The sequence below is a fragment of the Streptomyces sp. NPDC043876 genome, assembly GCF_056435825.1.
Window position 1 is genome coordinate 250,373 of record NZ_JBWKDV010000003.1, and the last position, 26,831, is coordinate 277,203.

The 26,831-nt window shown below is 75.0% G+C and carries 27 protein-coding genes; 18 read left to right on the plus strand and 9 right to left on the minus strand.

All coding sequences use genetic code 11. The annotated features are described in order from the left end of the window. Positions 1 to 126 precede the first annotated feature (126 nt). The 3 genes from AC0693_RS10500 to AC0693_RS10510 all read left to right on the plus strand — a co-directional run bounded on the left by AC0693_RS10500 (position 127) and on the right by AC0693_RS10510 (position 3,806). Positions 127 to 1,881 carry a carbohydrate binding domain-containing protein gene (locus AC0693_RS10500; RefSeq protein WP_469333111.1) on the plus strand — a complete coding sequence of 585 codons (1,755 nt, stop codon included), beginning with the start codon at positions 127 to 129 and terminating at the stop codon, positions 1,879 to 1,881. Positions 1,882 to 2,036: 155 nt separating this feature from the next. Further along, entirely contained in the window at positions 2,037 to 3,080 is a 1,044-nt protein-coding gene (locus AC0693_RS10505; RefSeq protein WP_478801498.1) for a hypothetical protein, read from the plus strand. Positions 3,081 to 3,191: 111 nt separating this feature from the next. Beyond that, positions 3,192 to 3,806, plus strand: a complete 615-nt coding sequence (locus tag AC0693_RS10510; RefSeq protein WP_469333116.1) for a HutD/Ves family protein — start codon at positions 3,192 to 3,194, stop codon at positions 3,804 to 3,806. A 24-nt stretch (positions 3,807 to 3,830) separates the two neighbouring features. Here AC0693_RS10510 and AC0693_RS10515 read toward each other — a convergent pair whose 3' ends face one another. Next, on the minus strand, positions 3,831 to 5,336 hold the full coding sequence (locus tag AC0693_RS10515) for an MFS transporter (protein WP_469315758.1): 1,506 nt from the start codon (positions 5,334 to 5,336) through the stop codon (positions 3,831 to 3,833). 154 nt (positions 5,337 to 5,490) lie between these two features. On the opposite strand from AC0693_RS10515, the gene AC0693_RS10520 reads away from it, so the two are divergent. After that, a complete protein-coding gene (locus AC0693_RS10520) occupies positions 5,491 to 5,976 on the plus strand; it encodes a MarR family winged helix-turn-helix transcriptional regulator (RefSeq protein ID WP_469333119.1) in 486 nt (161 codons plus the stop codon). 90 nt (positions 5,977 to 6,066) lie between these two features. Here the strand turns inward: AC0693_RS10520 and AC0693_RS10525 are convergent, their stop codons facing one another. After that, positions 6,067 to 7,074 carry a GlxA family transcriptional regulator gene (locus AC0693_RS10525; RefSeq protein ID WP_478801499.1) on the minus strand — a complete coding sequence of 336 codons (1,008 nt, stop codon included), beginning with the start codon at positions 7,072 to 7,074 and terminating at the stop codon, positions 6,067 to 6,069. A 71-nt stretch (positions 7,075 to 7,145) separates the two neighbouring features. Here AC0693_RS10525 and AC0693_RS10530 point away from each other — a divergent pair, with 71 nt between their 5' ends. Beyond that, positions 7,146 to 7,748 carry a cysteine hydrolase family protein gene (locus AC0693_RS10530; protein WP_468468296.1) on the plus strand — a complete coding sequence of 201 codons (603 nt, stop codon included), beginning with the start codon at positions 7,146 to 7,148 and terminating at the stop codon, positions 7,746 to 7,748. Positions 7,749 to 7,858: 110 nt separating this feature from the next. Continuing rightward, on the plus strand, positions 7,859 to 8,236 hold the full coding sequence (locus AC0693_RS10535; RefSeq protein WP_468468294.1) for a DoxX family protein: 378 nt from the start codon (positions 7,859 to 7,861) through the stop codon (positions 8,234 to 8,236). A gap of 21 nt (positions 8,237 to 8,257) precedes the next feature. On the opposite strand, the gene AC0693_RS10540 is transcribed toward AC0693_RS10535, so the two are convergent. Beyond that, positions 8,258 to 10,018, minus strand: coding sequence for an immunity 49 family protein (locus AC0693_RS10540; protein WP_478801500.1), 1,761 nt, complete (start codon positions 10,016 to 10,018; stop codon positions 8,258 to 8,260). A 210-nt stretch (positions 10,019 to 10,228) separates the two neighbouring features. Here AC0693_RS10540 and AC0693_RS10545 point away from each other — a divergent pair, with 210 nt between their 5' ends. The 9 genes from AC0693_RS10545 (at position 10,229) to AC0693_RS10585 (ending at position 15,947) form a co-directional block, all read left to right on the plus strand. Next, a complete protein-coding gene (locus AC0693_RS10545) occupies positions 10,229 to 11,437 on the plus strand; it encodes an RNA ligase (RefSeq protein ID WP_356413119.1) in 1,209 nt (402 codons plus the stop codon). Positions 11,438 to 11,440: 3 nt separating this feature from the next. Next, entirely contained in the window at positions 11,441 to 12,355 is a 915-nt protein-coding gene (locus AC0693_RS10550; protein ID WP_356413121.1) for a phosphatase domain-containing protein, read from the plus strand. Between the two features lie 163 nt (positions 12,356 to 12,518). Continuing rightward, on the plus strand, positions 12,519 to 13,142 hold the full coding sequence (locus AC0693_RS10555) for a hypothetical protein (RefSeq protein WP_478801501.1): 624 nt from the start codon (positions 12,519 to 12,521) through the stop codon (positions 13,140 to 13,142). Next, entirely contained in the window at positions 13,115 to 13,381 is a 267-nt protein-coding gene (locus AC0693_RS10560) for an SUKH-4 family immunity protein (RefSeq protein ID WP_478801502.1), read from the plus strand. The genes AC0693_RS10555 and AC0693_RS10560 overlap by 28 nt, the downstream gene beginning before the upstream one ends. Positions 13,382 to 13,467: 86 nt before the next feature. Continuing rightward, a complete protein-coding gene (locus tag AC0693_RS10565) occupies positions 13,468 to 13,644 on the plus strand; it encodes a hypothetical protein (protein ID WP_478801503.1) in 177 nt (58 codons plus the stop codon). A gap of 215 nt (positions 13,645 to 13,859) precedes the next feature. Then, a complete protein-coding gene (locus tag AC0693_RS10570) occupies positions 13,860 to 14,081 on the plus strand; it encodes a hypothetical protein (protein ID WP_356413127.1) in 222 nt (73 codons plus the stop codon). 29 nt (positions 14,082 to 14,110) lie between these two features. Further along, positions 14,111 to 14,368 carry a hypothetical protein gene (locus AC0693_RS10575; RefSeq protein ID WP_469315764.1) on the plus strand — a complete coding sequence of 86 codons (258 nt, stop codon included), beginning with the start codon at positions 14,111 to 14,113 and terminating at the stop codon, positions 14,366 to 14,368. 137 nt (positions 14,369 to 14,505) lie between these two features. Then, positions 14,506 to 15,243, plus strand: a complete 738-nt coding sequence (locus AC0693_RS10580; RefSeq protein ID WP_478801504.1) for a DUF1838 family protein — start codon at positions 14,506 to 14,508, stop codon at positions 15,241 to 15,243. Beyond that, positions 15,240 to 15,947 (plus strand): hotdog fold domain-containing protein, encoded by a 708-nt coding sequence (locus AC0693_RS10585; protein WP_478801505.1) that lies wholly within the window; start codon positions 15,240 to 15,242, stop codon positions 15,945 to 15,947. The genes AC0693_RS10580 and AC0693_RS10585 overlap by 4 nt, the downstream gene beginning before the upstream one ends. 28 nt (positions 15,948 to 15,975) lie before the next feature. Here the strand turns inward: AC0693_RS10585 and AC0693_RS10590 are convergent, their stop codons facing one another. The 5 genes from AC0693_RS10590 to AC0693_RS10610 form a co-directional block, all read right to left on the minus strand. Then, positions 15,976 to 16,467, minus strand: a complete 492-nt coding sequence (locus tag AC0693_RS10590) for a hypothetical protein (RefSeq protein WP_478801506.1) — start codon at positions 16,465 to 16,467, stop codon at positions 15,976 to 15,978. Positions 16,468 to 16,691: 224 nt separating this feature from the next. Continuing rightward, positions 16,692 to 16,901, minus strand: a complete 210-nt coding sequence (locus AC0693_RS10595) for a DUF5302 domain-containing protein (protein WP_468468281.1) — start codon at positions 16,899 to 16,901, stop codon at positions 16,692 to 16,694. Between the two features lie 124 nt (positions 16,902 to 17,025). Then, positions 17,026 to 17,970, minus strand: coding sequence for an SCO0930 family lipoprotein (locus AC0693_RS10600; protein WP_478801507.1), 945 nt, complete (start codon positions 17,968 to 17,970; stop codon positions 17,026 to 17,028). A gap of 195 nt (positions 17,971 to 18,165) precedes the next feature. Next, positions 18,166 to 18,894, minus strand: a complete 729-nt coding sequence (locus AC0693_RS10605) for an anti-sigma factor (RefSeq protein ID WP_478801508.1) — start codon at positions 18,892 to 18,894, stop codon at positions 18,166 to 18,168. Beyond that, positions 18,891 to 19,520: a sigma-70 family RNA polymerase sigma factor gene (locus AC0693_RS10610; RefSeq protein ID WP_356413143.1), complete on the minus strand. Its 630-nt coding sequence runs from the start codon at positions 19,518 to 19,520 to the stop codon at positions 18,891 to 18,893. Before AC0693_RS10610 ends, AC0693_RS10605 begins: the two co-directional genes overlap by 4 nt. 651 nt (positions 19,521 to 20,171) lie before the next feature. Between AC0693_RS10610 and AC0693_RS10615 the strand changes: the two genes are divergently transcribed. The 3 genes from AC0693_RS10615 to AC0693_RS10625 all read left to right on the plus strand — a co-directional run bounded on the left by AC0693_RS10615 (position 20,172) and on the right by AC0693_RS10625 (position 26,134). After that, positions 20,172 to 21,905, plus strand: a complete 1,734-nt coding sequence (locus AC0693_RS10615) for a S8 family serine peptidase (protein WP_478801852.1) — start codon at positions 20,172 to 20,174, stop codon at positions 21,903 to 21,905. Between the two features lie 309 nt (positions 21,906 to 22,214). Continuing rightward, positions 22,215 to 24,983 (plus strand): helix-turn-helix transcriptional regulator, encoded by a 2,769-nt coding sequence (locus AC0693_RS10620; RefSeq protein ID WP_469333131.1) that lies wholly within the window; start codon positions 22,215 to 22,217, stop codon positions 24,981 to 24,983. Between the two features lie 89 nt (positions 24,984 to 25,072). Next, positions 25,073 to 26,134, plus strand: a complete 1,062-nt coding sequence (locus tag AC0693_RS10625) for a GNAT family N-acetyltransferase (RefSeq protein ID WP_478801509.1) — start codon at positions 25,073 to 25,075, stop codon at positions 26,132 to 26,134. A gap of 57 nt (positions 26,135 to 26,191) precedes the next feature. Here the strand turns inward: AC0693_RS10625 and AC0693_RS10630 are convergent, their stop codons facing one another. Then, on the minus strand, positions 26,192 to 26,740 hold the full coding sequence (locus AC0693_RS10630; protein ID WP_469333133.1) for a DoxX family protein: 549 nt from the start codon (positions 26,738 to 26,740) through the stop codon (positions 26,192 to 26,194). Positions 26,741 to 26,831: the final 91 nt, after the last annotated feature.

Sequence of the window (26,831 nt, forward strand, 5' to 3'; positions counted from 1 at the left end):
GCAGCGCACTTGGGGCGTTCGGCAAACCCTTGGGAATGAAGTGGTCTGGACCCTTGACCCCCTGATGGTCCAGACCAATCATGAGGCGTCCGCCCGTTCGCCGCTCACGCCCCACCGGGAGCAACGATGAGACGCCCCAGGCCCCTCCACGCCTTACTGGCCGCCCTCTGCACGGTCACCGCCTCAGCAGGCCTCGTCCTCGCGGCCGATTCCGCGGCCCACGCCGCCGCCACCCCACTGCCGGCGCACGTCTTCGCCCCGTACTTCGAGGCGTACGCGGGCGACAGCCCCGCCGACCTCGCCCAGAAGTCCGGCGCCAAGTACCTGACCATGGCGTTCGTCCAGACCGAGGCCAAGGGGTCGTGCACCCCCTACTGGAACGGCTCGACCGGCCAGCCGGTCTCCGCCTCCGTCTTCGGCGCCGACTTCACCACCATCCGCGCACGCGGCGGCGACGTCATCCCCTCCTTCGGCGGCTACGCGGCCGACAACGGCGGCACCGAGATCGCCGACAGCTGTACCAGCGTGGACGCGATCGCCGCCGCCTACGAGAAGGTCATCACCACCTATGACGTGCCGCGCCTCGACATGGACATCGAGGACAACTCGCTGACCAACAAGGCGGGCATCGACCGCCGCAACCAGGCCATCAAGAAGGTGCAGGACTGGGCCGCCGCGAGCGGCCGCCCGCTCCAGATCTCCTACACCCTGCCGACGACCACGAGCGGCCTCGCGAGCAGCGGACTGGCCGTCCTCAAGAGCGCCAAGGCCGCGGGCGCCCAGGTCGACGTCGTGAACCTGATGACCTTCGACTACTACGACAACGCGAGCCACGACATGGCGGCCGACACGCGCACCGCCGCCACCGGCCTGTACAACCAGCTCGCCGCCCTCTACCCCGCCAAGACCCCCGCCCAGCTCTGGGGGATGATCGGCGTCACCGAGATGCCCGGCATCGACGACTTCGGCGCCGCAGAGACCTTCACCACGGCCGACGCGAACGCCGTCTACTCCTGGGCCGTCGGCAAGGGCATCAACACCCTCTCCTTCTGGGCCCTCCAGCGCGACAACGGCGGCTGCCCCGGTACCGGCGGCTCCGACACCTGCTCGGGCATCGCCCAGGATCCCTGGTACTTCACCCACACCTTCGCGCCCTTCACCGGGGGCGGCGGGCCGGTGGCCGACGACTTCTCCCTCGCCGTCGCCCCCGGCTCGGCTTCGGTGACCCCCGGCGGCGCCGCCGCCACGGCGACCGTGAGCACGGCCGTCACCTCGGGCAGCGCGAAGACCGTGACCCTGACGGCCACCGGGGCCCCGGCCGGAGTCGGCGCCACCCTCAGCCCCGGCTCGGTGACGGCGGGCGGCTCCGCGCAGCTCACCCTCACCGCCGCGGCCTCGGCCGCGCCGGGCACGTACGCGATCACCGTCACGGGGACCGCGGGCGGGCTCACGCACACCACCACATTCACGCTCACCGTCTCCGGCCCCGGCGGTGGCAGCGGAGCCCTGGTCAACGGCGGCTTCGAGAGCGGCGCCCTCGCGCCGTGGACCTGCGACGCCGGAGCCGCGGTGGTCGCGAACCCGGCGCACGGCGGCTCGTACGCCCTGAAGGCGGTGCCCGCCGACGCCCGGACCGGGGAGTGCGCGCAGACCCTGACGCTCACCCCGAACCACGCCTACACGCTGAGCGGGTGGGTCCAGGGCAGCTACGCCTACCTGGGCGTGCGCGGCGGCGCGAGCGCCAGTGCCTGGACCAGCTCCACGGGGTGGACCAAGCTCTCGGTCCCCTTCACCACCGGCGCCTCCGGCACGGTCACGGTGTACCTGCACGGCTGGTACGGGCAGGGCGCCGTCTACGGGGACGACCTCTCGGTGGCATAGCTCCGGCGTCCGCGTGACCCGTTCGCTTGATCCGAATGGCGGGGGCGGCCACCCTCACGCATGCTGGCCGGGAGTAAGCAATCCATCGCACGCTGTAACTTGAGTGAGCTTGGTTGCGCGTGGCCGCTCAAAGCGGCATTCGGACGGAGCAAGACATGAGCGACTACGCCATACCCGAGGCTGAGGCCGACGTCGGGGGCGAACAGGCGCAGGTCCGCGGCGCGGCGGCCGCGCGACCACCGGAAACGGGCACGGACCCCGACGAGGCGGTGCAGGCCGCCGGAAACACGGAATGCCTGCACACACTGCTGGACACGGCCGTCACCCGGCGGTCCGTGGAAGAGGTGGCGGACCTGGTGACCCTCCTGGAGCGGTCGGGGCAGGTTCCCGACGCGGCGCGCCAGGCCCTGCGGGCGGCCGCGGTCAGCCGCCCCATCGAGGACGTCATCTCCCTGGCCGTGCTGTTCTCCAAGGAGGACGACCCCCGGTTCGCCGGCGGGCCCCCGCCCGTGGACGAGCCGGGGCCGTCGGCCGTGGACGAGCCGGGGCCGCCGCCCCGGTTCGCCCCCGAGCCCCCGCCGGGGTTCGCGCCCGAGGCGGCGGCCCGTCACCCGGACCGGGCCGAACCGGCCGGCCGGGCGCCCGCCGGAACCTCCCACGAGAGCGCGGGCCGTCCGTCGCGGGCGGCGCGGGAGCCCGGCGTGCCGGGCCGCGGACTGCGGTGGCCCGTCGCGGTGGCGCTCGTCGTCTCCGCGCTGGTGTCCCTGCCGCGTGACCCCGCTGCCTTCCTCGCGCACGGCGGCCTGCCCGCCTGGGCGCTGCTGGCCCTGGCCGGGCTCTGCCTGGCGCTGGCCGTGCTGGTGCCGGTGCGGGACCGCGGCGGGGTGTGGGCGGCCACGGCCGGGACCGCGGTGGGGATCCTGACGGTCCACGCGCTCGCGAGCGTGCTGGACCTGGACCTCTACGGCGGCGTGGGAGGGGCGCTCCTGCCCTGGCCCACGGGCGCTTCGGTGGTCGCGGCGTGCCTGACGGCGGTCCTGTCGGGCATGGCGCTGCTCTACCGCTCGGACCGGCCGCGGCCCGCGCAGGCGCCGGAAGCGGCGTTCGACCCGCTGGACGCGCGGTCGGCGGACGCGGCGGTCGGCCGCGCCCGGGACCTCGCGTACGAAGGGGAGGCCACCGCCCCGCGGGGCAACTGACCGGGCCTGATCGAAGGACGGGGCCCCTGCCCGCACGCATCGCGGCGGGCAGGGGCCCCGTCCTTGGACCAGGCCCTCCGGCGCGCGCGGGGGCAGGGCATCCTGAGCACCATGACGAGCGAACCTGACGTACGGATCCTGCGCACCGCCGGGCGGCCGGCCGAGGCCTGGCGGAACGGCGGGGGAGTCACCCGGCAGATCGCGGCGGCGCCGCGGGCCCCGGGGACCGGATCCGCGGCGGGGGACTTCGCCTGGCGGGTCAGCCTCGCGGAGGTGGCCGCCGACGGGCCCTTCTCCGGCTTTCCCGGGGTGGACCGCACGCTCACCCTCGCCGAGGGCGCCGGGATGGACCTCACCGTGGACGGCGTACGGCGCCTGGTGGACGAGCGCTTCGCGCCGCAGCGCTTCCCCGGGGACGTGGCGACCGACTGCCGGCTGCTCGACGGGCCCGTCGTGAACTTCAACGTCATGTACCGCCGGGACGCCGCGCGGGCGCAGGTGGCCGTCGTCCGCGGCGACCTCGCGCTGACCGTCCCGCCGGGCACCGGCGGCGCACTGCTCGTCGTCGCCCTGACGGGGGAGGTGTCCGTCGAGGGTGCGTCCCTCGGCCGCGGGGCGCGGCTGGGAACGTACGACGCCCTGCTCGCGACGGGCGGCGAGCAGGGCGTCCTGCACCTGGGCGCGGAAGGCCGCGCGGCGGTGGTCCGGTTCACACCGGCGGGGTAGGGCGGGGCGTACGGGCCGGGCGCCTCAGACCGCGTCGGCGGCTTCCGGCGTCTTCGCGGGCGCGGTCCGCGCCGGCGGAACGCTCGCCTCGACCACGCGCGGGCCGGTGCGGCCGCGCAGACCCAGCCAGCTGATCACCGCGACCAGGGCGAAGGCGACGGCGCCGATGCCGAAGGTCAGGGTGAAGCCGGATTCGGCGGGCAGTGGCGGCACCCCGGCGGGCAGGTGCTCGATGGTCTTGGACGCCAGGATCGTGGTGACGATGGCGCTGCCGATCGCGCTGCCGGTCGAGCGGGAGATCGAGTTGATGCCGTTGGCGATGCCGCTCTGGTGGTGCGGGACGCTCGCCATGATGACGGCGGGCATGGACGCGTAGCCGAAGCTGACGGCCGCGCCCACGACGACACCGGCGCCGATCACCGAGAAGGTGTGCGCGTGGTCCAGGGCCAGCCAGCCGAAGCCGACGGCGCCGAGCCCGGCGGCCACGGCGAGGGCGATCCGCGGCCCGCGGTGGCGGACCAGCTGGCCGCCCACGGGGGAGGCGAGCAGGGAGACGATCGCGCCGGGCAGCAGGAACTGGACGGAAGCGCGCAGGATGGACGCGTCGAAGCCGTAGCCGGTGAGGGCGTGGGGCATCTGGACGAGGTAGGAGACGCCGAGGAAGTTCGCGAACATGCCGAAGCCGACGAGGATCCCGGCCAGGTTGGCCATCAGTACCGGCCGGTGCACGAACATCCGCATGTCGACGAGGGGTTCGCGGACCTTCAGCTCGGTGAACACCCACACGCCGCCCATGACCACGGCGCCGGCGAAGCTGCCCAGCGTACGGCCGGAGGACCAGCCCCACTCGTGGCCCTGGGAGATCGGCAGCAGGAGCAGCAGCAGTGCGATGCCGAGGGTCAGGGCGCCGAGGATGTCGGTGCGGCCGCCGGTCTTGTGGCGGGTGGCCGGGACGAGGAAGGCGACCGCGAGGAGCGCGAGGACGGCGAAGCCGGTCGCCATCCAGAAAGCGTTGCGGTAGTCGGCGTCGGCGCCGGAGGTGAGCAGGCCGGTGGCGACGAGCGCGAGCCCGCTGCCGAACGCGAGCGTGCCGCTGACCAGGGCCATCGCACCGGGAAGCTTCTGCGGGCGGACCTCCTCGCGCAGCACCGACAGGGCCAGCGGGAAGATCGCGGTGGCGGCGCCCTGGAGCACCCGGCCCAGGATCAGCAGCGGCAGGGAGGTCGCCAGCGCGGCGATGACCGATCCGGCGACCATGACGCCGAGCACGGCGATCAGCGTCGGCTTCTTGCCGTGCTGGTCGCCGAAGCGGCCGAGCAGCGGGGTGAAGACCGCGGCGGAGAGCAGGGTGGCCGTGGTCACCCAGCTCACGTTGGCGGTGGACGTACCGAGATCGGTCCGGATCAGACCCAGGATCGGGACGGGCAGGGTCTGCATCATCGACACGACCATGGCGGCGAGGCTCAGGGCGAAGACGATGACCGTCTCGTTCCTGTGCCCGGCGGCGGGGGCGGATGCGGGGGTGCTCATGGCTGGCGGGACCTTCTCATGGCTTCAGAGTGCTTCAGACCGCAGATGTTCGAGTGCATCAAGCAGTTGGTCAGGAGCATGACGTTAGACGGAGATAGTTAAGGACGTCAAGTAAATGATTGATGACCTCAAGCACTCGCCGTACACTTCGGTCATGAGCACCACTCCCGTCGTGAGCGACGCCCCCGGCCCCGGCACCGGCGTCAGCGCCCCGCACCCGCCCGCCAAGCTCCAGCTGCTGGAGCTGCTCGCCGCCATCGCCACCGCCCAGTGGCGGGACTTCGCCGCCGCGGCGGCCCGGCACGGCCTCACCTCCACCCAGGCCAAGGCCCTCGCCCAGCTCGACGCGCCGGTTCCCATGCGGGGCCTCGCGACCCTGCTGGTGTGTGACGCGTCCAACGTCACCGGGATCGTCGACCGGCTCGAAGCCCGCGCGCTGGTGCGGCGCGAGGCGGACCCCGCCGACCGCCGGGTCAAGAACGTCGTGGCCACCGAGGCGGGCCGCGAGATCATCCGGCGCGTGCGCGAGGAGATGCAGGCCACGCACGGGGCGCTCGACACCCTCGACGAGGAGGAGAGCGCGACCCTCTGCACCCTGCTGGAGCGGCTGCGCCCGGCGATGGAGGCCAAGGCGCTCTGACCGGCCGCCTCACCGAAGGCCGCCTCACCACGGGCTGCCGTCTGCGTACCGGCGCAAGCGCGGGCTCCGTACGGCCGACGCGCGGGCGGATCACGGCGTGCCGCGGAAGGCCTGCCGGTAGGCGCGCGGGGACAGTCCGAGCCGCCGCACGAAGGCGGGCCGCAACGACACCGCCGACCCGAAACCGCAGCGGGTGGCGACCTCCTCGACCGGCAGGTCCGTCTCCTCCAGCAACTGCTGTGCGGCCAGCACCCGCTGCTCCAGCAGCCAGCGCAGCGGAGTCGTCCCCGTGGCCAGGGCGAACCGGCGCGCGAAGGTCCGCTCGGACATCAGCGCCGCGTCCGCCATCCGCCGCACGGTCCATTCGCTCCCCAGGGCGTCCAGCACCGCGGCCCGCGCCCCGGCGAGCCGGTCCCCCTGCCCGCCCCCCGGCTCCGGCGGAACCGGCGACGGAATGAACTGGGCCTGGCCGCCCGGGCGGAACGGCGCGGTGACCATCGCCCGCGCGATCGCCGCCGCGGCCCGCTGCCCGTGCGCGGAACGCACCAGGTGCAGGCAGAGGTCGATGCCCGCCGCCACCCCGGCCGAGGTCCAGATCTCCCCGTCCCCGGTGAACAGCACCTCGGGCCGCACGTCGATCCCGGGATGGCGCGCGGCCAGTTGCTCCGCGAGTGCCCAGTGGGTCGTGGCGGTACGGCCCTCCAGCAGCCCCGCCTCGGCCAGCACGAACGCACCCGCGCACAGGGACGCCAGCGCCACGCCCCGGCCGCAGGCCTCCCGCAGCACCTCCAGGACGGCCGGATCCCGGGCCGCGAGGGGCTCCTCGACCCCCGGGACCAGGATCAGATCGCACTCCAGCAGTGCGTCGAGGCCGTGGTCGGGCACCCGCTCCAGGCCGCCGCCGAGGTGCACCCGGCGCGCGCCCGGGCCGCACACGCGCAGCTCGATCCCCTCCCGGTGGCTCCACACCTCGCTGATGACGGCGTAGTCGAAGGCCCGGACCCCGTCGAAGAGCAGGCAGCCGACGGTCCGCAGCGCCCGCAGGGCGGGGACGGCGTCGGGGTCGGCGGCGGGCAGCGGGCGGGGGTCGCGGGACATGGCAGGAATCTATCGATCACCGGCGGCCGCTCCCCTCACGGGCCCCGACACGCGCCCACCACGATGGACCCATGACCAACACCAGCGCCTTCGACGCCCCTCTCGCCCTCGACTCCGACGCCGTCCTCATCGTCATCGACGTACAGCAGGGCTTCGAGGACCACGCCTTCTGGGGACGCCGGGACAACCCGGGCGCCGAGAAGAACATGACCGCCCTCACCGACGCCTGGCAGGCCACCGGCCGCCCGGTCGTCGTGGTCCGGCACGCGAGCGAAGGCGGCCCGCTCATGCCGGGCACGCCGGGGTACGAGCTGAAGCCCGACATCGCCGCCGTCCGGGCCGACCTGCAGATCACCAAGACGGTCAACAGCGCCTTCTACGGCACCCCCGACCTGCACGCCTGGCTCACGGAGCGCGGCGCGAAGCAGGTGGTGATCATCGGCATCATGACCAACGTCTGCAACGAGACCACCGCCCGGATGGCGGGCAACCTCGGCTACGACGCCGTCTTCCCGGCCGACGCGATGCACACCTTCGACATGGCCGGCCCCGACGGGGAGACCATCGCCGCCGAGGACCTCGCCCGCGCCACCTCGGCCGTCCTGCACCAGATGCGGTTCGCGAAGGTGGTCACGACCGAAGCCGTCCTCGCGGCCTCCGCGGGCGCGTCCTGAGCGCACCGCCGCGGATCCCGGGAACCCGTTGCCCCGCGAGCGCCGCTCGCGCAGACTGGCGGGGCCCGGCCGCTACCCGGCGGTAACGAGCCGTCGTCCCCGGAGGTCCGATGAGCCCCGCTTCCCGTTCCCCCCTGCTGCTGGCCGGGCTCCTGGCCACCGCCGGAGCCGCCCACTTCGCGATGCCCGCCGCCTTCGACCAGCTCGTCCCGCGCTCGCTGCCCGGCACGCCCCGGGGCTGGACGAAGGCCAGCGGGGTCGTCGAGCTGGCGCTGGCGGCGGGCCTCGTCCACCCCGCGACCCGCGCGGAGGCCGCACGGGCCTCGGCCCTCTTCTTCGTCGGGGTCTTCCCCGCCCACGTCAAGATGGCCTGGGACTGGCGCCACCGTTCCACCGCGGCGAAGGCCGTGGCCCTCGGCCGTATCCCGCTCCAGGCCCCCCTCGTCCTCTGGGCGCGCAGCGTGAGCCGGCAGCGGCCGGCCGCCTGACCGCGGGACCGGCCGCCCGGCTCAGCCCACCGGAGCGGCGACCAGCCGCGGCGGCAGGTACGGCGAGAGCACCGGCACGTCCCAGCCGCTGCGACGGGCGAGGCAGACCAGAGCCAGGACGTCCAGGTTGAGCGGCGCGTCGGAGTCGCAGGCGTTCGCGCCGACCCCGTAGTGGTCGCGGTGTTCCTCCAGCGCGTCCGCCAGCGCCAGCGCGAAGCCCTCCCCGTCCCCGGCGGCCAGCTGCGACAGCAGCACCACCGGCGGCGCGAGGTGGTTGACGCCCCGCATCCGGAACGCCTCCGTCGCCGCGCGGCGCAGGGCGGGCGCGGCGTCGGCCCCGTGCAGGTGGTCGCACAGCGCCGTCGCGTACTCCCGGGCGGCCGACGCGTATCCGCCGGGCCCGAGCGGATCCGGACCGATCCGCACGCACGCGGCCAGCAGGTCCGCTTCCCCGGCGACCACGGCCAGCGCCGTCGCCCGCAGCCACTGGACCGGGCCCACCCGGTCCCGGCCGCCCCCCGCGGGCAGCGCGCGCGTCACGCCCCCGACGGTCACCTCCGCCGTGGTCCCCGGCTCCGCCGCGGCCAGCAGGAACGCCGCCGTCCCCGCCTCGGCGCCCAGGCGCAGCGCGGCGCGAGCGCGCTCGCCGGGACCGTCCGGGTCGCCCGCCGTCCGGCGCAGGAAGATCCGGTACTGGTCCTCCATCACCCGCGGCAGCCCGAACGCGAGGTCCTCGGGGTCCTCGGCGGGGTCGGCGAAGGCCGCCGCGCGGCGCTGCGGGAACCGCTCGTGGTCCGCCGGATCACCGGATCCCGGCCGCTCGGGCGGCCGCGGCCGGTCCACCACCAGCGGCCCGGCCGCCAGCGCCGCGACGGCGTCCGCGCGCTTGTCCGCGCCGAAGGCCCGGACCCGGGGGGCGGGCGGGACGAACCCGCCGACCGCGGCCGCGGGCAGGTACGCGGAGTCGACCCCGGGCTCCCAGCCGTTCCACCGCCGGGCCATCGCGGCGAGCGCGAGGGCGTCCAGCGGCAGCAGGGTGCGCGGCCGCGGGTTAGCCGCCGCCGCGTGCCGCTCCCGGTGATGCGTCAACTGCGCGGCCAGCGCCGCCGAGAAGCCGTCCCGGTCACCCGCCGCCAGGGCCCGCAGGGTCGCCAGCGCCGCCCGGTGCGGTGCCCGGTCGGTGCCCGGCGCCACGTCCCGGGCCAGCGAATCGACGTACGCGGCGCGCTGCTCGTCGGACACGGCCCCCGGTCCGCCGGGCACCCGCGCCGCCTCGATGTGGCCGTGGACGTAAGCCAGCAGCGCGTGGACGAGGGCCACGTCGGCGCGGTCCTCCCGGCCCGCGCGCGAGAGCGCGGCGTCGACGAACAGCCTGCCGTCCCGGTCGGTGTCACCGGCGACGAACGCGAGGAAGAAGGCGTCCAGCCAGTCGGCGGCCGGGACTTCGCTGCCGGACTCCTCCCGGTCGTACACCACGCCGGTGCCGGTGTACTGGATGAAGACGTCCCCCACCCCCCGCGGCCGCGCGGTCAGGGCGAGGGCGCCCGTCGCCGCGGCGGCGGCCGATTCCAGGGCCAGCCTGCAGTCCTTGCCGGCGAGCGCCGGGTTCTCCACCGACCGGGCACCGACGTAGTCGAGGAAGGACGCGCAGACCATCTCCCAGCCGTACTGCGGGGATTCGTCGTGCTGCATCCGGTGCACATCACCGGCGATCCGCTCGGCGAAGTCCTCGACGGCGGCGGACAGCGCCGCCTCCCCGACCGCGTGGCGCTCGATGCGCACCCGTACCTCCCACGACTCCCCGCCGGATGCCCTCACCCGATCATGTCCGTCCAGCATAGGAGCGACCTCCGACACCGCCTCCGACCTCGCGTCCGCGGCCGTCTCCGCCGCCGCGGCCGGCCCCCCGCCCCGTGGCCCGCGCGCCCAAAACCGGTACCGGTCGGCGCGCTTGCCGGGGCAGACTGTGGGCTCGCAACCAGGAGGAATCCCATGAGCCAGGCGCCCCTGACTCTCGAAGAGCTGATGCCGCCGGACGAACTCGCCGCGGCCCTCGACGCCGGGCACGTCACCCGCAAGTCCCATCCCGAACTGCCGCTGTCGATCTACACCTACACGCGGACGTGCCAGTACGAGCGGATCTGGAACCGCGTCACCACGCGCTGCCGGGGGCTGGTCGCCGACGACGCGACCGGCGAGATCGTCGCGCTGCCCCTGCCGAAGTTCTTCAACGTCGGCGAGCACACGACCGGTCAGCCCTACGCGCCCGCCCTGCCGGACGAGCCGTTCGAGGTGTACGACAAGGTCGACGGGAGCCTCGCGGTCGTCTTCCACTACGCGGGAGCCTGGCGGGTCGCCTCCAAGGGGTCCTTCATCAGCGAACAGGCCACCTGGGCACGGCGCCACCTCGACACCCGGGACACCTCCGCGCTCACCCCGGGCGTGACCTACCTGGCGGAGGCCCTCTACCCGCAGAACCGGATCGTCGTCGACTACGGCGACCGCCGCGACCTCGTCCTGCTCGCCGCGATGGGCCGCGACGGCGCCGAACTGCCGCTGGCGAGCGCGGCCCGGGCGTGGCACGGGATCGGTTCCGTCGTCACTGCCCGGCCCGCCCTGCCGCTGGCCGAGCTGATCGCCCTCACCGAATCCAGCACCCTGCCGGGAGGCGCTGCCGCGACCGGCACCGACGCCGAGGGCTTCGTCCTGCGCTACGCGTCCGGTGTCCGGGTGAAGGCCAAGATCGCCGAGTACGTGCGGCTCCACAAGGTGCTCACGGGCGTCACCGAACGCGACATCTGGCGCGGGCACGGCATCCAGCGCTTCGCCGCCCTGCCCGCCCGCCAGGTCGCCCAGGGCCTCGGCTGCTCCCTCGCCGAGGTACGGGCCCACGGCGGCGCACCGCTCGACGCGCTCCTCGAACAGGTCCCGGACGAGTTCGACACCTGGGTCCGGGAGATGATCGCGGGGATGGAACGCGCCGCGGCCGACCGCGAACGCGCCATCGACGGGGCCTTCCGGGAGATCGCGCACCTCGGCGACGACCGGGGAGCCTTCGCCCGCGCCGCCCGGGCGGTGCCCGACCCGGGCATCAGGGCGGCCCTGTTCCTGCGGCTCGACGGGCGGCCGACCGACCTCGTCACCTGGCGGGCGGTGCGGCCGCGGGCGTCCGACCCGTTCACGACCGATGAGGAGAACTGACCAGTGCCTGTCGTCCACGTCATGACGGGGCTGCCCGCCTCGGGCAAGACCACCGCCGCGCGCTCGCTCCAGGAGGAGTCCGGGGGCCGGATGCGCCGCGTCAACCTCGACGACCTGCGGGCCATGCTCGACGTCCCCGGCCTCGCGCAGGAGCGGTCGTTCGCGCACGAGCAGACCGTCCTCGCGATCCAGGACGCGGCGGTGCGGACCGCGATCGACGGCGGGTTCGACGTGGTCGTCGACAACACCCACCTGACGCGCCACGTCCCCAAGCGGCTGAAGGCGGCCGTCGCCGGACGGGCCGACTTCGTCGTCCACGACTTCACCGACGTCCCGGTCGAGGAGTGCGTACGCCGGGACGCCGCGCGGGAGCGGTCCGTCGGCGAGGAGATCATCCGGATCCTCGCCGAGAAGCACAGGAAGGCCACCAAGGGCGGCTGGCGGCTCACCGACGCCTGGCTCAACGACCAGCCGGAGGTCGTGCCCTACGTGGCCGACCCGGCCCTGCCCGCCGCCGTGCTGTGCGACATCGACGGCACGCTGGCGCTGCGCGGCGACCGCGGCCCGTACGACTTCTCGCGCTGCGGCACCGACCTCCTCAACCCGTCGGTCCGGCACGCCCTGACCGCGTTCCGGCGGGCCGACGGCGACGCGGTCGTGCTGCTGTCCGGGCGCAGCGAGGAGCACCGCCCGCAGACGCAGGAGTGGCTGGCGCGGCACGACGTGCCCTACGACGAGCTGTGGATGCGGGCCTCCGGCGACCAGCGGCAGGACGACGTGGTCAAGGCGGAACTCTTCGACCGCCACGTCCGCCACCGCTTCGCGGTCCGGCTCTCGCTGGACGACCGCGACCGGGTGGTCGCCATCTGGCGCCGCATGGGCCTGCCCACCTGGCAGGTCAACTACGGCGCCTTCTGAGCGGATTCGAGCCGGTGGCAGGAGGGGCCGGCCGGTGACCTGTGACGATCCCGCCACCCTGCGGTCCGCCGGCCCCGCCCGCGCACGTGAACTCGCCGATGCGGCGTCCCCGTCGGAGCCGGGGCGCGAGGTGTTCGCCTAGGCCGTCTTCGGGTCCGCGGAGGTGACGCGGGCCGAATTCGCCTCCCGGCTGCACTTCGCGGCCACGGTGCTCGGGCGGCGCGCGTACGCCGACCAGGTGGCCGCCGCCGAACCGGGCCTGCCCTGGCGGACGGTGTGGGCGTGGTGGCGGCCGGTCGGCGCGTACAGCGCCGAACCGGGCCTGAGCGGGGAGCGCTCGGCCGTGGTCCTCGAACCGGTGGACCCGGCCGGAGGCCCCCTGCCGGCGGTCCGGTCGTCGTGGACCGCGGAGCGCTGGTTCGACCTGGCGACCGGGGCGCCCCGCCCCGCGCCGGGAGCGGGGGAGTCCACGGAGCGGGAGGAGGAGCCCGCGGACGACGGGCCGTACCTCTTCGACACCGACGAGGACGCCTGGGCCCTGCACTGCCCGGGCACCTGGGAGGAGCCCGTCGCCCTGGGGGCCGGCCGCTTCCTGCTCGTCGAGGCGCGGGGCATCGCCGTCGTCGAGCGCAACGAGGCGGTGGTGGCGGCTGGCCGGCCGGCGGCGCCGACCACCGTGCGTGGGAAGAGGCCACGGCGCCTGCCTGGTACGGGGCGCCGTCCGCCGACGCCGCGTCCGCGCCCCTGGACGCGGCCCGGGTGGACGCCGCCTTCGGCGCCGGCCTGATGGACCGGGTGCCCGGCGAGCGGCTGCCCGCGGCCCTGGCCCACCTGCCCACCCCGGCCCTCCTCGCCGCGGTGGGACTGCCGCGGCACTGGGCGGTCGGGGTGTGCGACTTCGCCCTGGCCTTCGGCGAGGAGGGCCCGGGCGCACCCGGGGGCGGGGGGCTCCTCCACCTGGGCAGCTTCGGCTACCGCGACCGGGGGAGGGTCCTCCTGCGGCCGGGGACCGGCGAGGTGTCCTGACGCGGGGCGACCCCGAGGGCGGCCAGGAGCTGTCCCCGTTCCCCTTCGCGCGGGATACGGAAACGTTCCTGCGGCTGGTGGAGGCCGTGCGGCGGCACATGGGCGCGTGCTGGGACCCCTACCCGGCGGAGGACGGGCCGCGGGCCTTCCTCACCGCCGTGGCCGCCATCGCGCCGGACGCCCTCGACCGGGACCTGCCCGCCGCGGGGGTCTGGGAGCACGTGTTCGCCGGCATCACCGAACTGGACGTGGACGGTTACTGAGCGCCACCCGTCCCCGCGCCGGCCTCCCGGCCGCTCGCGCGTACGGGGAGCGGTACGGGCGGCCGGGGGAGCGCCGGACCGGGTCCGTAGCGGCGGCCCGGCTCGGGACCGATCGGGTCCAACCGGCAGAATCCGGCCCCGGCGTTATCAGGGCGCAATGAGAGAGACGACCGCACCGGGCGGCACGACGGCGCGACAGGCGCATACTGGTGACAATGACAAAGTCAGCCGGAACCCGGCGCCACCTGCCCGCAAGCCCGTTCAAGGCCGCGACCGCTCCGCCTCTCAGGGTGTTCGCCGTCGGTGACCGGGTCACACACGATCAGCACGGCCTCGGCCGCGTGATCGCGATCGAGGACGGAATCGCGGTACTCGTCGATTTCGGCTCGTCGCGGATGCGGATCCTGAGCCCGTACACCAAGATGACCGCTCTCTGAAACGGTGAGAGCCGAGTGGAGGTGTGGCGATGAGCCATGCCTCCGCTCGGTCCCACCCGAGACCGCCATCCCGAACCACGAAAGGCAGCGCCCTCATCGACGGATCCCCGCTGTTCTCCGCACCCGAACCGGTACGGACCTACGCCACGACGCCCGCATCGCGGCTCCCGGCGACGACGAACCCCTTCAGGGCCCCCGATTTCGGCCCCGAGGACTCCTCCTTCACGGACGACGACGACCCCGGTGACGGGGACCGGTTCCGTGACCCCTTCGCCCCGCAGGCCTAGCCGGCACGACGTCGCGGTGCGGGCGCTCCTCGCTCAGTTCCACGGGCTCTACGAACCCCGTTGACCGGGGACGTCCGTGTGGGGCGGCAGGCCCGGGTCCTTGCCGAGCGCACGGGTGACCTTGCACAGTGGGCGCCATGAATCCGGCCGATCTTTTCCAAGCCTTCGTCCGTACCCGCGCCTCGCTCGACGGAGCGGAGGTGACCTTCTGGTGGTCCGGCCATGTCCACGCCTGGTCCCCGGACGAGCCCTACCGACGCGTGTTCGGGTTCGAAGGGCTGAACGTGGCCCGCCTGGTCACCACGGACGACGGCTACGAACTGCTGACCCGCGAGGCGGCGTTCTACCTGGATCCGGACACCGGGGAGATCCTGGAGACCTGGGAGGGCAAGCCGGTCGTCCACGTCTGGAACGATCCGGCGAACCAGCGGTGGCGGCCCTTCCCCGTGCCGCTGACCCGGCTCGGCGACCAGGTCTGTTTCAGCCTGGAGATCCCGCTCGCCTATCCGTCGCCGCTGCCGGTCGCGCAGTTCCCGGCCAACTCGGCGGACGACACCTACAAGGCGCTCGAACTCTTCCAGTTCTTCGCCCCGGCCACCGTCTTCGACACCGACGCGCCGAGCGTGCCCTCCACGATGTCGTGGACCCGCATGTCGCCCTGGCTCCCCTGGATGGAACAGGGTCAGCGGCCGGGCGGCCTGACCTTCCACTGCCGCGGCCGCAAGCTGGACTCCTACGACGAGGTGCCGGAGCGGACCCGCGCGTACATCGCCGCGCACCACCCCGAGTTCGCGCACGCCCCGGACGCGTGGAGCCAGCCGAACGAGACCAGCTGGACCTACTTCCGCAAGCTCAGAGACCGGGGCGACCTGTGATCCTCACGGTGCCGCCCGCCCTGCACGGCTATCCCGGGATCGCCTTCGGCGGCTACGTCGCCGGCGTGCTGGCCGGCCGGTCGGCCGCGAAGACGGTACGGGTGGATTTCCGGCGGCCCACCCCCACCGGCGTCCCGCTGGGGCTCACGGAGACCCCGGACGGCGGCAGCGAGCTGGCCAACGGCGTCCTGGTCCTGGCCGTGGCCACCCCCGCCGAGGCGGACGCGGAAGCCCCGGGGGCGCCCTCGTGGGACGAGGCCCTGGCCGCCGCGGAGGCCTACCGGGCGGCCCCGCCGGACGAGGTGGCCGACTGCTTCGGCTGCGGGCTGGGGCGGACCCCCGACACGGGGCTGCGGCTGCACTGCGGCCGGGTGCCGGGCCGGGACGTCGTCGCCACCGCCTGGACCCCGGGGGCCGCGCTCCTCGACGCCGACGGCATGCTCCCGCCCGCCCTGGTGTGGGGCGCGCTGGACTGCCCCGGCAACGCGGCCGGGCGGCTCCTCGGCAGTCAGCGCGCCGGAGCGGTGACGGCCTCGCTGACCGCACGGCTGCTGGGCCCCGCGCCGGCCGCCGACGGGCTCGTCTCGTACGCCTGGCTGCTCGGCGAGTCCGGCCGCAAGCACCGGGTGGGTACGGCGCTGGCCACGGCCGGGGGCGAGGTGCTGGCCGTCGGCGAGGCCCTGTGGGTGGACCCCCGCAGCTGAAGCCCGAGGGGGGCCGGTGCCCGACGGCTCAGTCCTTGATCGAGGTGATCTTCCGGGTCGCCAGATCGGCCTGGACGTGGATCAGGGTCGTCGAGCCACCGCCCCACGTGAGGGTGACCGTGGCACTGGTCTTGCCCGCTCCGCTGCCCGTGGAGGTGACCTTCCACTGCGACGGCACGTTCTGCGCGCGCAGCACGCCGTTCGCGTGGTTGACCTCCTCCCACTGCTTCAGCTCCGCCTGGAGCGGCTTGGAGAGGTACGCGGAGCGCAGCGCGCCCGCCGTGTCGCTGCCGTCGTAGACCGCGTCGATGTAGGCGCCGTAGAAGTCGGCGATCCGGGTGAACGCGGCCTCCGGGCTGCCGGACACGGACGGGAGTGCGGCGGCCGCGGCCGGGGCGGCCTTCGGGGTGCCGTCGCCGGACGCCGAGGCGGTGGTGACGAAGGTGAGGGAGAGGGCCGCGGTGGCGGCGGTGGCCGCGAGGAGGACGGCGGCGGTGCGCTTGGACGGGCGCTGGAGCATGGTGGGTACCTTCCCCGTTCCGGGTGGGTGCAGTGTGCTCACTGTCACTGCACGCAACGACGCGGGGACCGCGCGGGACGGTTCTCGACCTGCCCCGAATGGCCGAAAACGAGTTGCTTCGCGCGGAAAAGGGGCCCGGATACACGTGTGCCGCCCCGGTGGCCCCGCGGGGACCGGAGCGGCAGTGTCCCCGCGGTCAGCGGGGGCCCGGCCGTGGGCACGGGTCAGCCGGTCTTGCGGCGGACCTTCTTGTTCTTCCCGCTGCCACCGCTGCTGGTGCCCGAGATCTTGGCGCGGCTCTGGTGCGCCTGCTGGGACTGGGCGTTGCGCTCGTTGCGCTCCAGGGCCTCCCGGAACTTGCGCTTGGCCTCGGCGGCGGGGGAGGTGTCCTCCGGGGTCTCCGGGGTCTCCGGGGTGTCCTCGGTGTCTGCCATGTGTCCTCCTGGGTTGATCTGAAACCGTTTCAGTCTGTCAGCCTGTGCGCTCGCTGACCAGCGCGTTTCCCGAAGGGCGGCGCTCCCCAGTCTGGCACAGGCCATCCGGCCCCCGTCGCCCCCGTCACATGGCGAGTCCGCCGTCCGCCGTGACGGCGAACCAACTGCCGCCCACGCCCTGACCGGCCGTGTCACCGGGGCTGCGGTCACCGGTGAACCAGTACAGCGGCCGGCAGGCGACGGCCAGCTGCCGCGTGCCGTCCGCACGCGTGTACGTGCTCAGCAGCTTCGGGTCGACGCCCTCGGCCGTACCGGCGCCGACCGGCAGGGCGGGCTTCCACTTCTCCAGGCACGCACCCTCGCAGTTCGACTTCATCGGCCACGCGGTGTCCTTGGTGAAGCGGTAGAGCGTACGGCCCTTGGCATCCCGGAGGATCTTGCCGAGGGCCTTGTCCGGCGTGGCCGACAGGGCGGGCAGGGCCGGCTGCCGCGCGGCCGGCTGCTCCTGCCCGGTCGCCGGGGCGTCCGCCTTCCCGCCCTCCGGGGTGATCGCGAACCACGTACCGCCCACCCCCTGGCCGTTGCTCTGGCCGGGCGCCGTGTCCTTCGCGGAGCGGTACACCGGCCGGCCCGCGATCGTCACCTGCTCCGTGCCGTCCGCCCGCTTGAGGCTGCCGACGGAGGCGGCGGGGACCGGGCCCGCGGTGACGCCCTTCGCCGGGGCCGGGGGCCAGGCCGTGGCGCACGCACCGGAGCACGCGGAGGTCGATGCGGGCTTGGCGGTGTCCTTGTCGAAGCGGTAGAGCGTGAACCCGGCGGAGTCCGTCACGACCCGGCCGAGCCCGGCGTCCGTACGGACCCCCAGCGGGCCGGCGGCGGCGTCGGCGGGGGCCGCCCCAGCGGCGCCGGAGCCGTAGGGGTCGGCCGCCGCCGACCGCGCGGCCGCCGGGACCTGCGCGCCGACGGCCGCGGCGTCCTTCGTGCCGCTCACCTGCGTCCCGCAGGCCGTCGCACCGAGGAGCAGCGTGGCGGCGGCTCCGGCGAGGGTGAGCTCGCACAGGTTCATCATGACAACTCCCGTAATCCGGTGGTTCGTTCGGCAAGGTCGCACCCCAGACACGCGACCCCTAGCGGGCGGGTTCAACGGACTTCGGGGGCTTTCTCCGCCGCGCCCGGCAGATTCGGCTCGCGCACGCGAAAGCGCCGGTCGGGGCGTCCCCCGACCGGCGCTCCCGTACGCGCCGCGCGCCGCGGCCGACGCCGCTCAGGCCGGCAGCGGTACGGACACGAACCGCGTGCCCGCCTCGTTCTGCACCACGACCTCCTTGACCTCCGCGGGGTCGACGGCCGCGGAACCGTCGAGGCCGGCGCCTTTGGCGGCGCCGTTCTCCGGCGCGCCCACGACCCAGCTGCCCGCCGTCGTACGGGTGCCGTCCCGGGCGACCACCACCAGCAGGCAGCGCTCGCCCGCGGGCACACCGGTGACCGCCGCGTGCACCCGCACCCAGCGAGCGGCCGGCGTCAGCCGCACGGTCATCCGCGCCCCCGTCCCGGCATCGGTGGCCGAGGCCACCCGGGTCCCCGGCGGCGGCTGCGGCGAGGCCGTGGCCGTGGGCGGCGGGGGCGGGTCCGCGGCCACCTCCCGGCCGTCCGCCGCGCCCAGCCGCGTCCCGGCCCAGAACACGGCCGCGACGGTCGCCGCGACGGCCAGCCCCACCAGGGCCGTACGGCGCCGGGCCCGGCCGGCCCGCTCGCCCCGCATCTGCCGCAGCGTCCGCTGGAGCAGCAGGTCGCCGCCCTCCGGCGGCCCGTCCAGGAACGCCTCCTCGGGCACCTCGCCGAGCACGGCCTCCATCTCACGCAACGCGGTCACCTCCTCGCGGCACCGCACGCAGCCGCCGACGTGTTCCTCGACGCGGCGGACCTCGGCCCCGTCGAGCACGCCCAGTACGTAGGGGCCGAGCAGTTCCTCCTCGTGCACCTCCCGGTTCATGCCACCACCTCCCGCAGTCCGGGCTGCTGGGGCGGCCTGCCCGTCCGGTTGCCCCTGCTGCCCCGATGGCTCCTGCCGTCCCTGCCGCTGCCCGCGCCGCCGCCGTCCCGGAACGCTTCGCGGAGCGCCTTGAGGGCGTAGTGCGAACGGGACTTGACGGTGCCCGCGGGGATGCCGAGGACGTCCGCGGCTTCCGTGACGCTGAGCTGGCGGTAGTACAACTCCTTGATCACTTCGCGGTGTTCCGGAGTCAGCCGGTCCAGGGCGCCGAGCACGGTCATCGAGTCCACGACGGAGTCGGCGTGGTCCTGCTCCACCGGCGGCGCGGCCGCGGATCCGGACACCTCCGGCGGCCGGGCCGCCTTGGCGCGGTACCGGTCGGTGATGATGTTGCGGGCCACGGTGAGCAGCCAGCCCCGCACCGAACCCTTCCCGTTGACCAGGACCTCGGCGTGCCGCCACGCGCGGATGACCGTCTCCTGGACGACGTCCTCGGCGGCGGCCCGGTCCCCGGTCAGCCGGGTCGCGTAGGCGAGCAGGGCGTGGCCGTGCTCCTCGTACACCGCCCTGATCAGTGCCTCGTCGGTCGAGCCCCGCCGTCCGCGGGGCCACAGTGGTCCGGCCATCTCACACCCTCTCCGTCGTGCTCGCGTGCGTGGTGCGGTCGGTACACGCTGCCCGGGAGGCCGCGGTTCATGTGGCCCGCGTCACAGCACCGGTCGGCGGGCCGCGGGGCCGTCGGGGCGGGGGGTCGCGGGGGAGCGGCAGGGGCCGCGCAAGGGTTTTCCCCGTATCGAGTTCAACCCGGCGTTGCCTACTGTCTGCCCACCGGCGGTCTCGCCCGGGTCGAAGGTCCGCACCGCCAACCCCACATGGCGCGGCGCTCCGCGGCCCGGCGCTTCCCCGGTACCGCCGGTGCCCCGCTTCGTCGACGCGAGCGGGGCCGTGGCGAGCGGTGGTGGCCGGGGCGCGTGGAGGAGCCCTCTCCGGTCGCCGCCGCCGACGCGGCGGGCCCGCCCCACACACCCCTCCCCGCACATCCGTCTTCTCCGTTCTTCCGGCTACGCCCCGTCCCCTCCCGCACACCGCCGTGCGGGAACCGCGCCTCCTCCCCGATGCCCACCCCCCACGCAACCTCCCACACAGCACCACACCGGCCGTCCCCGGTCCGCCGGGGACGGCCCGCGAAAGGGAACACCGTGCACGCATCCAGACGTCGGCTCATATCCGTGGTGGCCATCTCCGTCACCCTGCTCGGCGGCACCGCCACCACCTCGATGGCCCTCGGCCGTCCGGCCGCGGCTCCGGCTCCGGTGGCTCCGGCCGCTCCGGCGGCGGGGACCGCCCCGGTCGAGAACCTCATCGTCGGATACAAGTCCTCCGCCTCGGAGGCCAGTTCGAACACGGCCGCCGCCGCCGACGCCACCGCCAAGGGCCACCAGAGCGGCAAGAAGGCGAAGTTCGAGCGCCGCCTCGGCACCGGCGCCGCCCTGGTCAACCTCGGCGGAGCCGTCGCCCCGGCCGAGGCGGCCGGCGTGATCGCCCAGTTCCGCGCCGACCCGGACGTCGCCTACGTCGAGCCGGACTCCCGCGCCTACGACATGGCCACCCCGGACGACACCGAGTACGCCAAGCAGTGGGACCTCTTCGAGCCCACCGCGGGCATGAACGTCCCCGGTGCCTGGGCCAAGACCACCGGCTCCGGCGTCACCGTCGCCGTCATCGACACCGGCTACGTCGCCCACTCCGACGTGGCCCCGAACATCGTCGCCGGCTACGACTTCATCTCCAGCTCCAGCGCCGCCCGTGACGGCAACGGTCGCGACAACAACCCCGCCGACCAGGGCGACTGGAGCGCGGCCGAGGAGTGCGGCACCGGCTCCAAGGCCAGCGACTCGTCCTGGCACGGCACCCACGTGGCGGGCACCATCGCCGCGGCCACCAACAACGCCAAGGGCATCGCGGGCATCGCCTACGGCGCCAAGATCCAGCCCGTCCGGGTCCTCGGCAAGTGCGGCGGCGCCACCTCCGACATCGTCGACGCCATCACCTGGGCCTCCGGCGGCTCCGTCGCCGGCGTCCCGGCCAACGCGACCCCCGCCAAGGTCATCAACATGAGCCTGGGCGGCTCCGGCACCTGCGGCAGCAGCTACCAGAACGCCATCAACGCCGCCGTCGCGCGCGGCACCACCGTCGTCGTCGCCGCGGGCAACAGCAACGCGGACGCCGCCGGCTTCACTCCCGCCAGCTGCAGCAACGTGGTCTCCGTGGCCGCGACCAACCGGACCGGCGACCGCTCCTTCTACTCCAACTTCGGTTCGCTCATCGACGTCGCCGCCCCGGGCGGTGAGACCCGCCGCGCCACCGACACGCCCGGCACCGTCACCACCCCCGAGAACGGCATCCTGTCCTCGCTGAACGCGGGCACCACCACCCCCGGCGCCGAGATCTACAAGCCCTACCAGGGCACCAGCATGGCCGCCCCGCACGTCGCCGGGCTCGCCGCGCTCCTCGTCTCCGCCAAGTCCTCCCTCACCCCGGCCCAGGTCGAGTCGGCCATCAAGGCCAACGCCCGCCCGCTGGCGGGCACCTGCACCGGCGGTTGCGGAGCGGGTCTTGCGGACGCGGCCGCGACCGTGGCCGCGGTGACCTCCACCACCCCCGCCCCGGCTTACGCGAACACCACCGACGTCGCCATCCCGGACAACGGCGGCGCGGTCTCCTCCTCGATCACCGTCTCCGGCCGCAGCGGCAACGCCCCGGCCACCCTCAAGGTGTCCGTGGACATCAAGCACACCTACCGCGGTGACCTCGTCATCGACCTCGTCGGCCCCGGCGGCGCCGTGGTCAAGCGACTGCAGAACTCGTCGAGCGACAGCGGCGACAACGTCCTCACCACCTACACCGTGGACGCGTCCGCACTGCCCGCCAACGGCACCTGGCAGCTGAAGGTCCAGGACGTCGCCGCCGCGGACACCGGCTACATCGACTCCTGGAGCCTCGGCTTCTGATCCGGCCGACGGGCCCGGCCCGCACCACGGGCATCACGGGCACCGCCACAACCACCCGACCCGGTTGGCCCGAAACCATCGGCCCGCGTCATCGGCCCCGACTGACCACCCCGGCCTGACGCACCGATAGTACGGACCAAGCCGGCCCTCGGACCTGCTGATACACCGCGTATCGGCAGGTCCGCCGGGCTTTCCGGTCACCTGACTGATTTCTGCGTCACAATCCGGGTCCGTCCGGCGGCGGACCTCGTATTGTCGCGCTCACAGAAGCGGCACAGGAACTGGGGACCGAGAGGCTGGTGGCTGTGCGTGGCGGCGACGGGGAACGCTGACACGACCGTCGGACACGGTGAACTCATCGAGACGGTCGAGCGTGCGCTGACCGCGCACGGCCGCGCCGTCCTCACCGGACCGGCGGGTTCGGGCAAGACCGAGGTACTGCTCGCCGTCGCGGCGGCCGCCACCGGCCGCCGCGAACGCGTGCTCCGCCTCGCGCCGGAAGCCGCCGACCAGTGGATACCCGAGGCCAGCGCGGCCGCCCTGCTCGCCGGCGTCCCGCGCAGCGCCCTGGAGCGCCTCGCCCCGCCGCAGCGCGCCGCCATCGCCCTGCTCCGCCGCGAGGCCGACGCCCCCGGCGCCGGGCGCGACCACGTCGCCCTGCGCCTCGCCGTCGTCGAGGTCCTGCGCACCCTCGCCGACCGCAGCCCCCTGCTCCTCGTGCTCGACAACGCCCAGTGGCTGGACGCCGAGACCACCGACCTGCTCCGGTTCGCCCTGCGCCTCACCCCTGCCGGCGTCCGGGTCCTGGTCGCCGAATGCGTCCAGGGCGGCGCCCCGGTGGCCGAAACCCTCTGCGGACCGGGCGCCCCCACGGTGCGGGTGCCGCCGCTCGGCGCCGACGAGGTCGCCGAACTCCTCGCGCGGCACGGCCTGCCCGCGCGCCTCGCCGGCCGGATCCACCAGGCCAGCGGGGGAAACCCGCGCCTCGCCCTCGCCTTCGGCCACTCCCTCGCCGAGGCCCGCGACGGCGCCGCCCACCACGCCGACACCCTGCCCCTGTCCGGACAGGCCCGCGAGGTGGCCCGGCGGCTGCTCGCCGAGGCCCCGGCCCGCGCCCACCGCACGCTGCTCCTCGCCGCCCTCGCGGCCCGCCCCACCGTCGCACTGCTGCGCCGGGCCGGACGCCCCGACGCGGAGGCCGAGCTGGCCGAAGCCGAACGGGCCGCGCTGGTGACCGTACGCGACGACGGCGCCGTCGAGTTCACCGCCGGCGCCCTGCCCACGGCCCTCGCCGCCGACGCGGGCTGGCCCGAACGGGCGGCCGGGCACGCCGCGCTGGCCGCTGCCGTCGACGACCCCGTCCAGGCCGTCCGGCACCGGGCCCTCGCCGTGGACACCCCCGACGAGGAGCTCGCGGCCGAGATCACCGAGGCCGCCGCGGCCAGCCGCCGCCGCGGCAGACGGGCCCTGGCCGCCGAACTCGGCCTGCTGGCCGCGGAACGCACCCCGCCCGGCCGCCCGGCCGCCGAACTGGCCCGCCTCGTCGGCGCCGCCGAGGACGCGGGCTGGGCCGGCCGCGCCGACCTCGCCCGCCGCGCCGCCCGCGCCGTCCTGGCCCGCGACGCCTCGCCCGCCGACCGGGTACGGGCCCGGCTCGCCGTGATCGACGCCGCCGGACAGGCCCTCGCCGACCTCGACGAGACCTTCGCCCACGCCCGCGCCGACGCCGCCGCCGACCCCTCGCTGCAAGCCGCCGTACAGCTGCGGATCGCGTGGAAGCTCAACCTCAGCGACGGCGACCCCGTCCGCTCCCGCGCGGCCGCCGCCGAAGCCGGGGTGCTGGCGGCCACCGGCGGCGACCAGGTCGCCGAGGCCATGGCCCTGACCGTCCGGGCGCGCATGGGCCGGATCCTGGGCGACCCGGCCGCCGAGGACATCCTGGCCGAAGCCCTGCGGCTGCCCGCCCCCGAGGTGCCGCTCGGCATGCGCAACGCCCCGCAGTACCTCGCCGTGCGCCACGCCCTCTTCGACGACCGGCTCGCCGACGCCCACGAACAGCTCCTGGTCCTGCTGCCCGCCGTACGGCGCACCGGCTCCGCCGAGGACGTCTTCGAGGTCCTGCGCAGCCTCACCGAGGTCGAACTGCGCCGCGGCCGCTGCGCGGCGGGCCGGGACCACGCCCGCCGCGCCCTGGAACTGACCATCGAGGCGGGACTCTCGCCCGGCCCGGCCTGGTACGTCGCCGCCACCGCCGAGGCCACGGCCGGCAGCTTCGCGCGCGCCACCGGCTACGCCCGGCGCGGCATCCAGGCCTCCGAGGAGGAGCACGACCAGGTCTTCCTCTCGCGCAGCCTCTTCGCCCTCGGCCAGGTCGAACTGGCCACGGGGGAGACCGCGCGGGCCGTGGCCACCCTGCGCCGGGTCGCCGAACTGGAGGCCGCCCAGCAGGTCGTCGACCCCTCGGTGCTGCGCTGGCACGGGGAACTCGCCGAGGCGCTGGTGGCCGCCGACGCCCCCGAGGAGGCCGCCGACCTGGTCGGCTCCGTCCGTACGGTCGCCCTCGGCCTCGGCCGCGCCGGCGTGGTCGCCGCCCTCGACCGGGCCCGCGGCCTGGTGCTGTCGGCGCGCGGCGAGACCGATGCGGCCGTCGCCCTGCTGGAGGAGACCGCGGACCGGTTCGACGGCCTGGAACTGCCCCTGGAGCGCGGCCGGACCCTGCTCGCCCTCGCCCGGGTGGAGCGCAGGCGCCGCCGCCGCGCCCCGGCCCGCGCGGCCCTGCGCACGGCGGCACAGATCTTCGCCCAGGCCGGCGCGAAGCCGTGGACGGACCTGGCCACGGAGGCTCCGTCCGGCCCGGCGGGCGGCCCGGACGGCGCGCCCGGTCATCCGGGCGCGGCGGCGCTCACCGAGGCGGAGACCCGGCTCGCGCTGCTCGTCGGCCAGGGAGCCAGCAACCAGGAGGCGGCGGACCGGCTCTTCGTGAGCGTGAAGACGGTGGAGGCGCGGCTGACCCGCATCTACCAGAAGCTCGACGTGCGCTCCCGCGCCCAGCTGGCCACCGCGCTGCGGGCCCGCTGAGCGCGTCCGTGAAAAGGGGGACGGTCCGGGCGCGGCGGGAGCGCGAAATCGGATGGCCCCGCGTGGGCGGCCCGCTCTAGGGTGCGCGCATGACGATCATGCGTGCTCAGCACATAGACGAAGCGGTGTCCCTCACCACGGCGGCCCTGCGCGGTGTAGCGGACCGGGACTGGAGCGTCCCGGCCGCCGGACTGGACTGGAGCTGTTACGACACCGCCGTCCATGTGGCGGGCGACTTCACGGCCTACGCCGGTCAGCTGGCCGCCCGGGCGGCCGACGGGTGGGTGCCCTTCGAGATCACCGCCGATCCGGGGACCACGCCCGCGGGGGTGGTCCGGATCATCGAGGCGACCGGGGGCATCCTCTCCGCCGCCGTCGCCACCAGCCCCTCGGACGCGCGCGCCTGGCACCCGTACGGCACGGGTGGTCCCGACGCCTTCGCCGCCATGGGCGTCCTGGAGGCGCTCGTCCACACCCATGACGTCCTCCGCGGCCTCGGGACCGCGGAGTGGGAGCCGTCCGCGGAGCTGTGCGCGGCGGTCCTGGACCGGCTCTTCCCGCACGCGCCGCGCACGGCCGCGCCCTGGCCGACCCTGCTGTGGGCGACCGGGCGGGGCGACCTGCCGGGCCTGCCCTGCCTGGCGGCGTGGCGCTGGCACGCCGATCCGATCCGCACCGAGCGGCTCGTGCTGTGCGAGATCTCCCCGGTGACCGGCGCCGAGCTGAAGGGCGGGGGGACGGGCGGGTTCGCGTGGACCGAGGACGGGCCCTTCGAGGGCACCCGGTTCGCCGGCGGCATGGTGGCCCAGGCGAAGGAGGCGGGGACGTACCGGCCCGGCTGGGGTGCGTACGCGATCGTCCGCGCGGCCGACGGCCTCGCGGTGGGCGGCATCGGTTTCCACGCGGCCCCCGACGGCGACGGCAACGCGGAGATCGGCTACGACCTGGTGCCCTCGGCCCGGGGGAACGGCTACGCCACCGAGGCGGTACGGGCGCTGGCCGCCTGGGCCCTCGCGCAGCGCGGCCCGACCACGCTGCACGCCACGGTCGACGACGACAACCTCGCCTCGCACGCCGTCCTCGGCCGGGCGGGATTCACGCGCGCCGGTGCGGGCGAGGGACAGGTCCGCTACACCCGCACCGGCGTCTGACGCCGGGACCGGTCGCTGCCGACGGGGATCAGCCGTGACCGGCCGCACCGGCCGGGATCAGGAGCGTGCGAGGAGCACCGCGCCCGCGAGGACGACGCCGAGGACCACGGCCAGCGCGCCGAACGCGGGACGGTGGTCGCGCAGCACCGGCAGGAAGCGGTCGAGGGCGAAGCGGCCGGGGCCGGTGAGCGCGAGGGCCGCGGCGGCGGCCGTCAGCAGCAGCTCGTACTCGATGCCCGCGGGGGCGAAGAAGGATCCGGTGCCCTTGACCGCGATCGCGTTGATCATGGTGCCGACGATGGCGGCCGCGGCCAGCGGGGTGAGCAGACCGGCCGCGAGGCCGAGCCCGCCCAGGGTCTCCGAGAGGCCGGCCACGACCGCCATGGTGTCGCCCGCGGGGTAGCCGCTCGCGGTGAAGAACTTCCCGGTACCGCTGATCCCGCCGCCGCCGAACCAGCCGAAAAGTTTCTGGGAGCCGTGGGCGGCCATGGTGAGACCGAGGACGAGGCGCAGGATGAGCAGGCCGCTGCCCGCGTAGGGGTGCGCGGGCGCGGCGGTGGTGGGGGAGCGGTCGGGGGCCTGCGTGGCGGTGGGGGTGGGGGTCATGGGGGGAGATCCTTCCGGGTGGGGACCGGCCGTAGAAGGGGTGGAGTCCTTCGAATTTGAACGAACTGGATCGACCCTAACCCTTGATTCA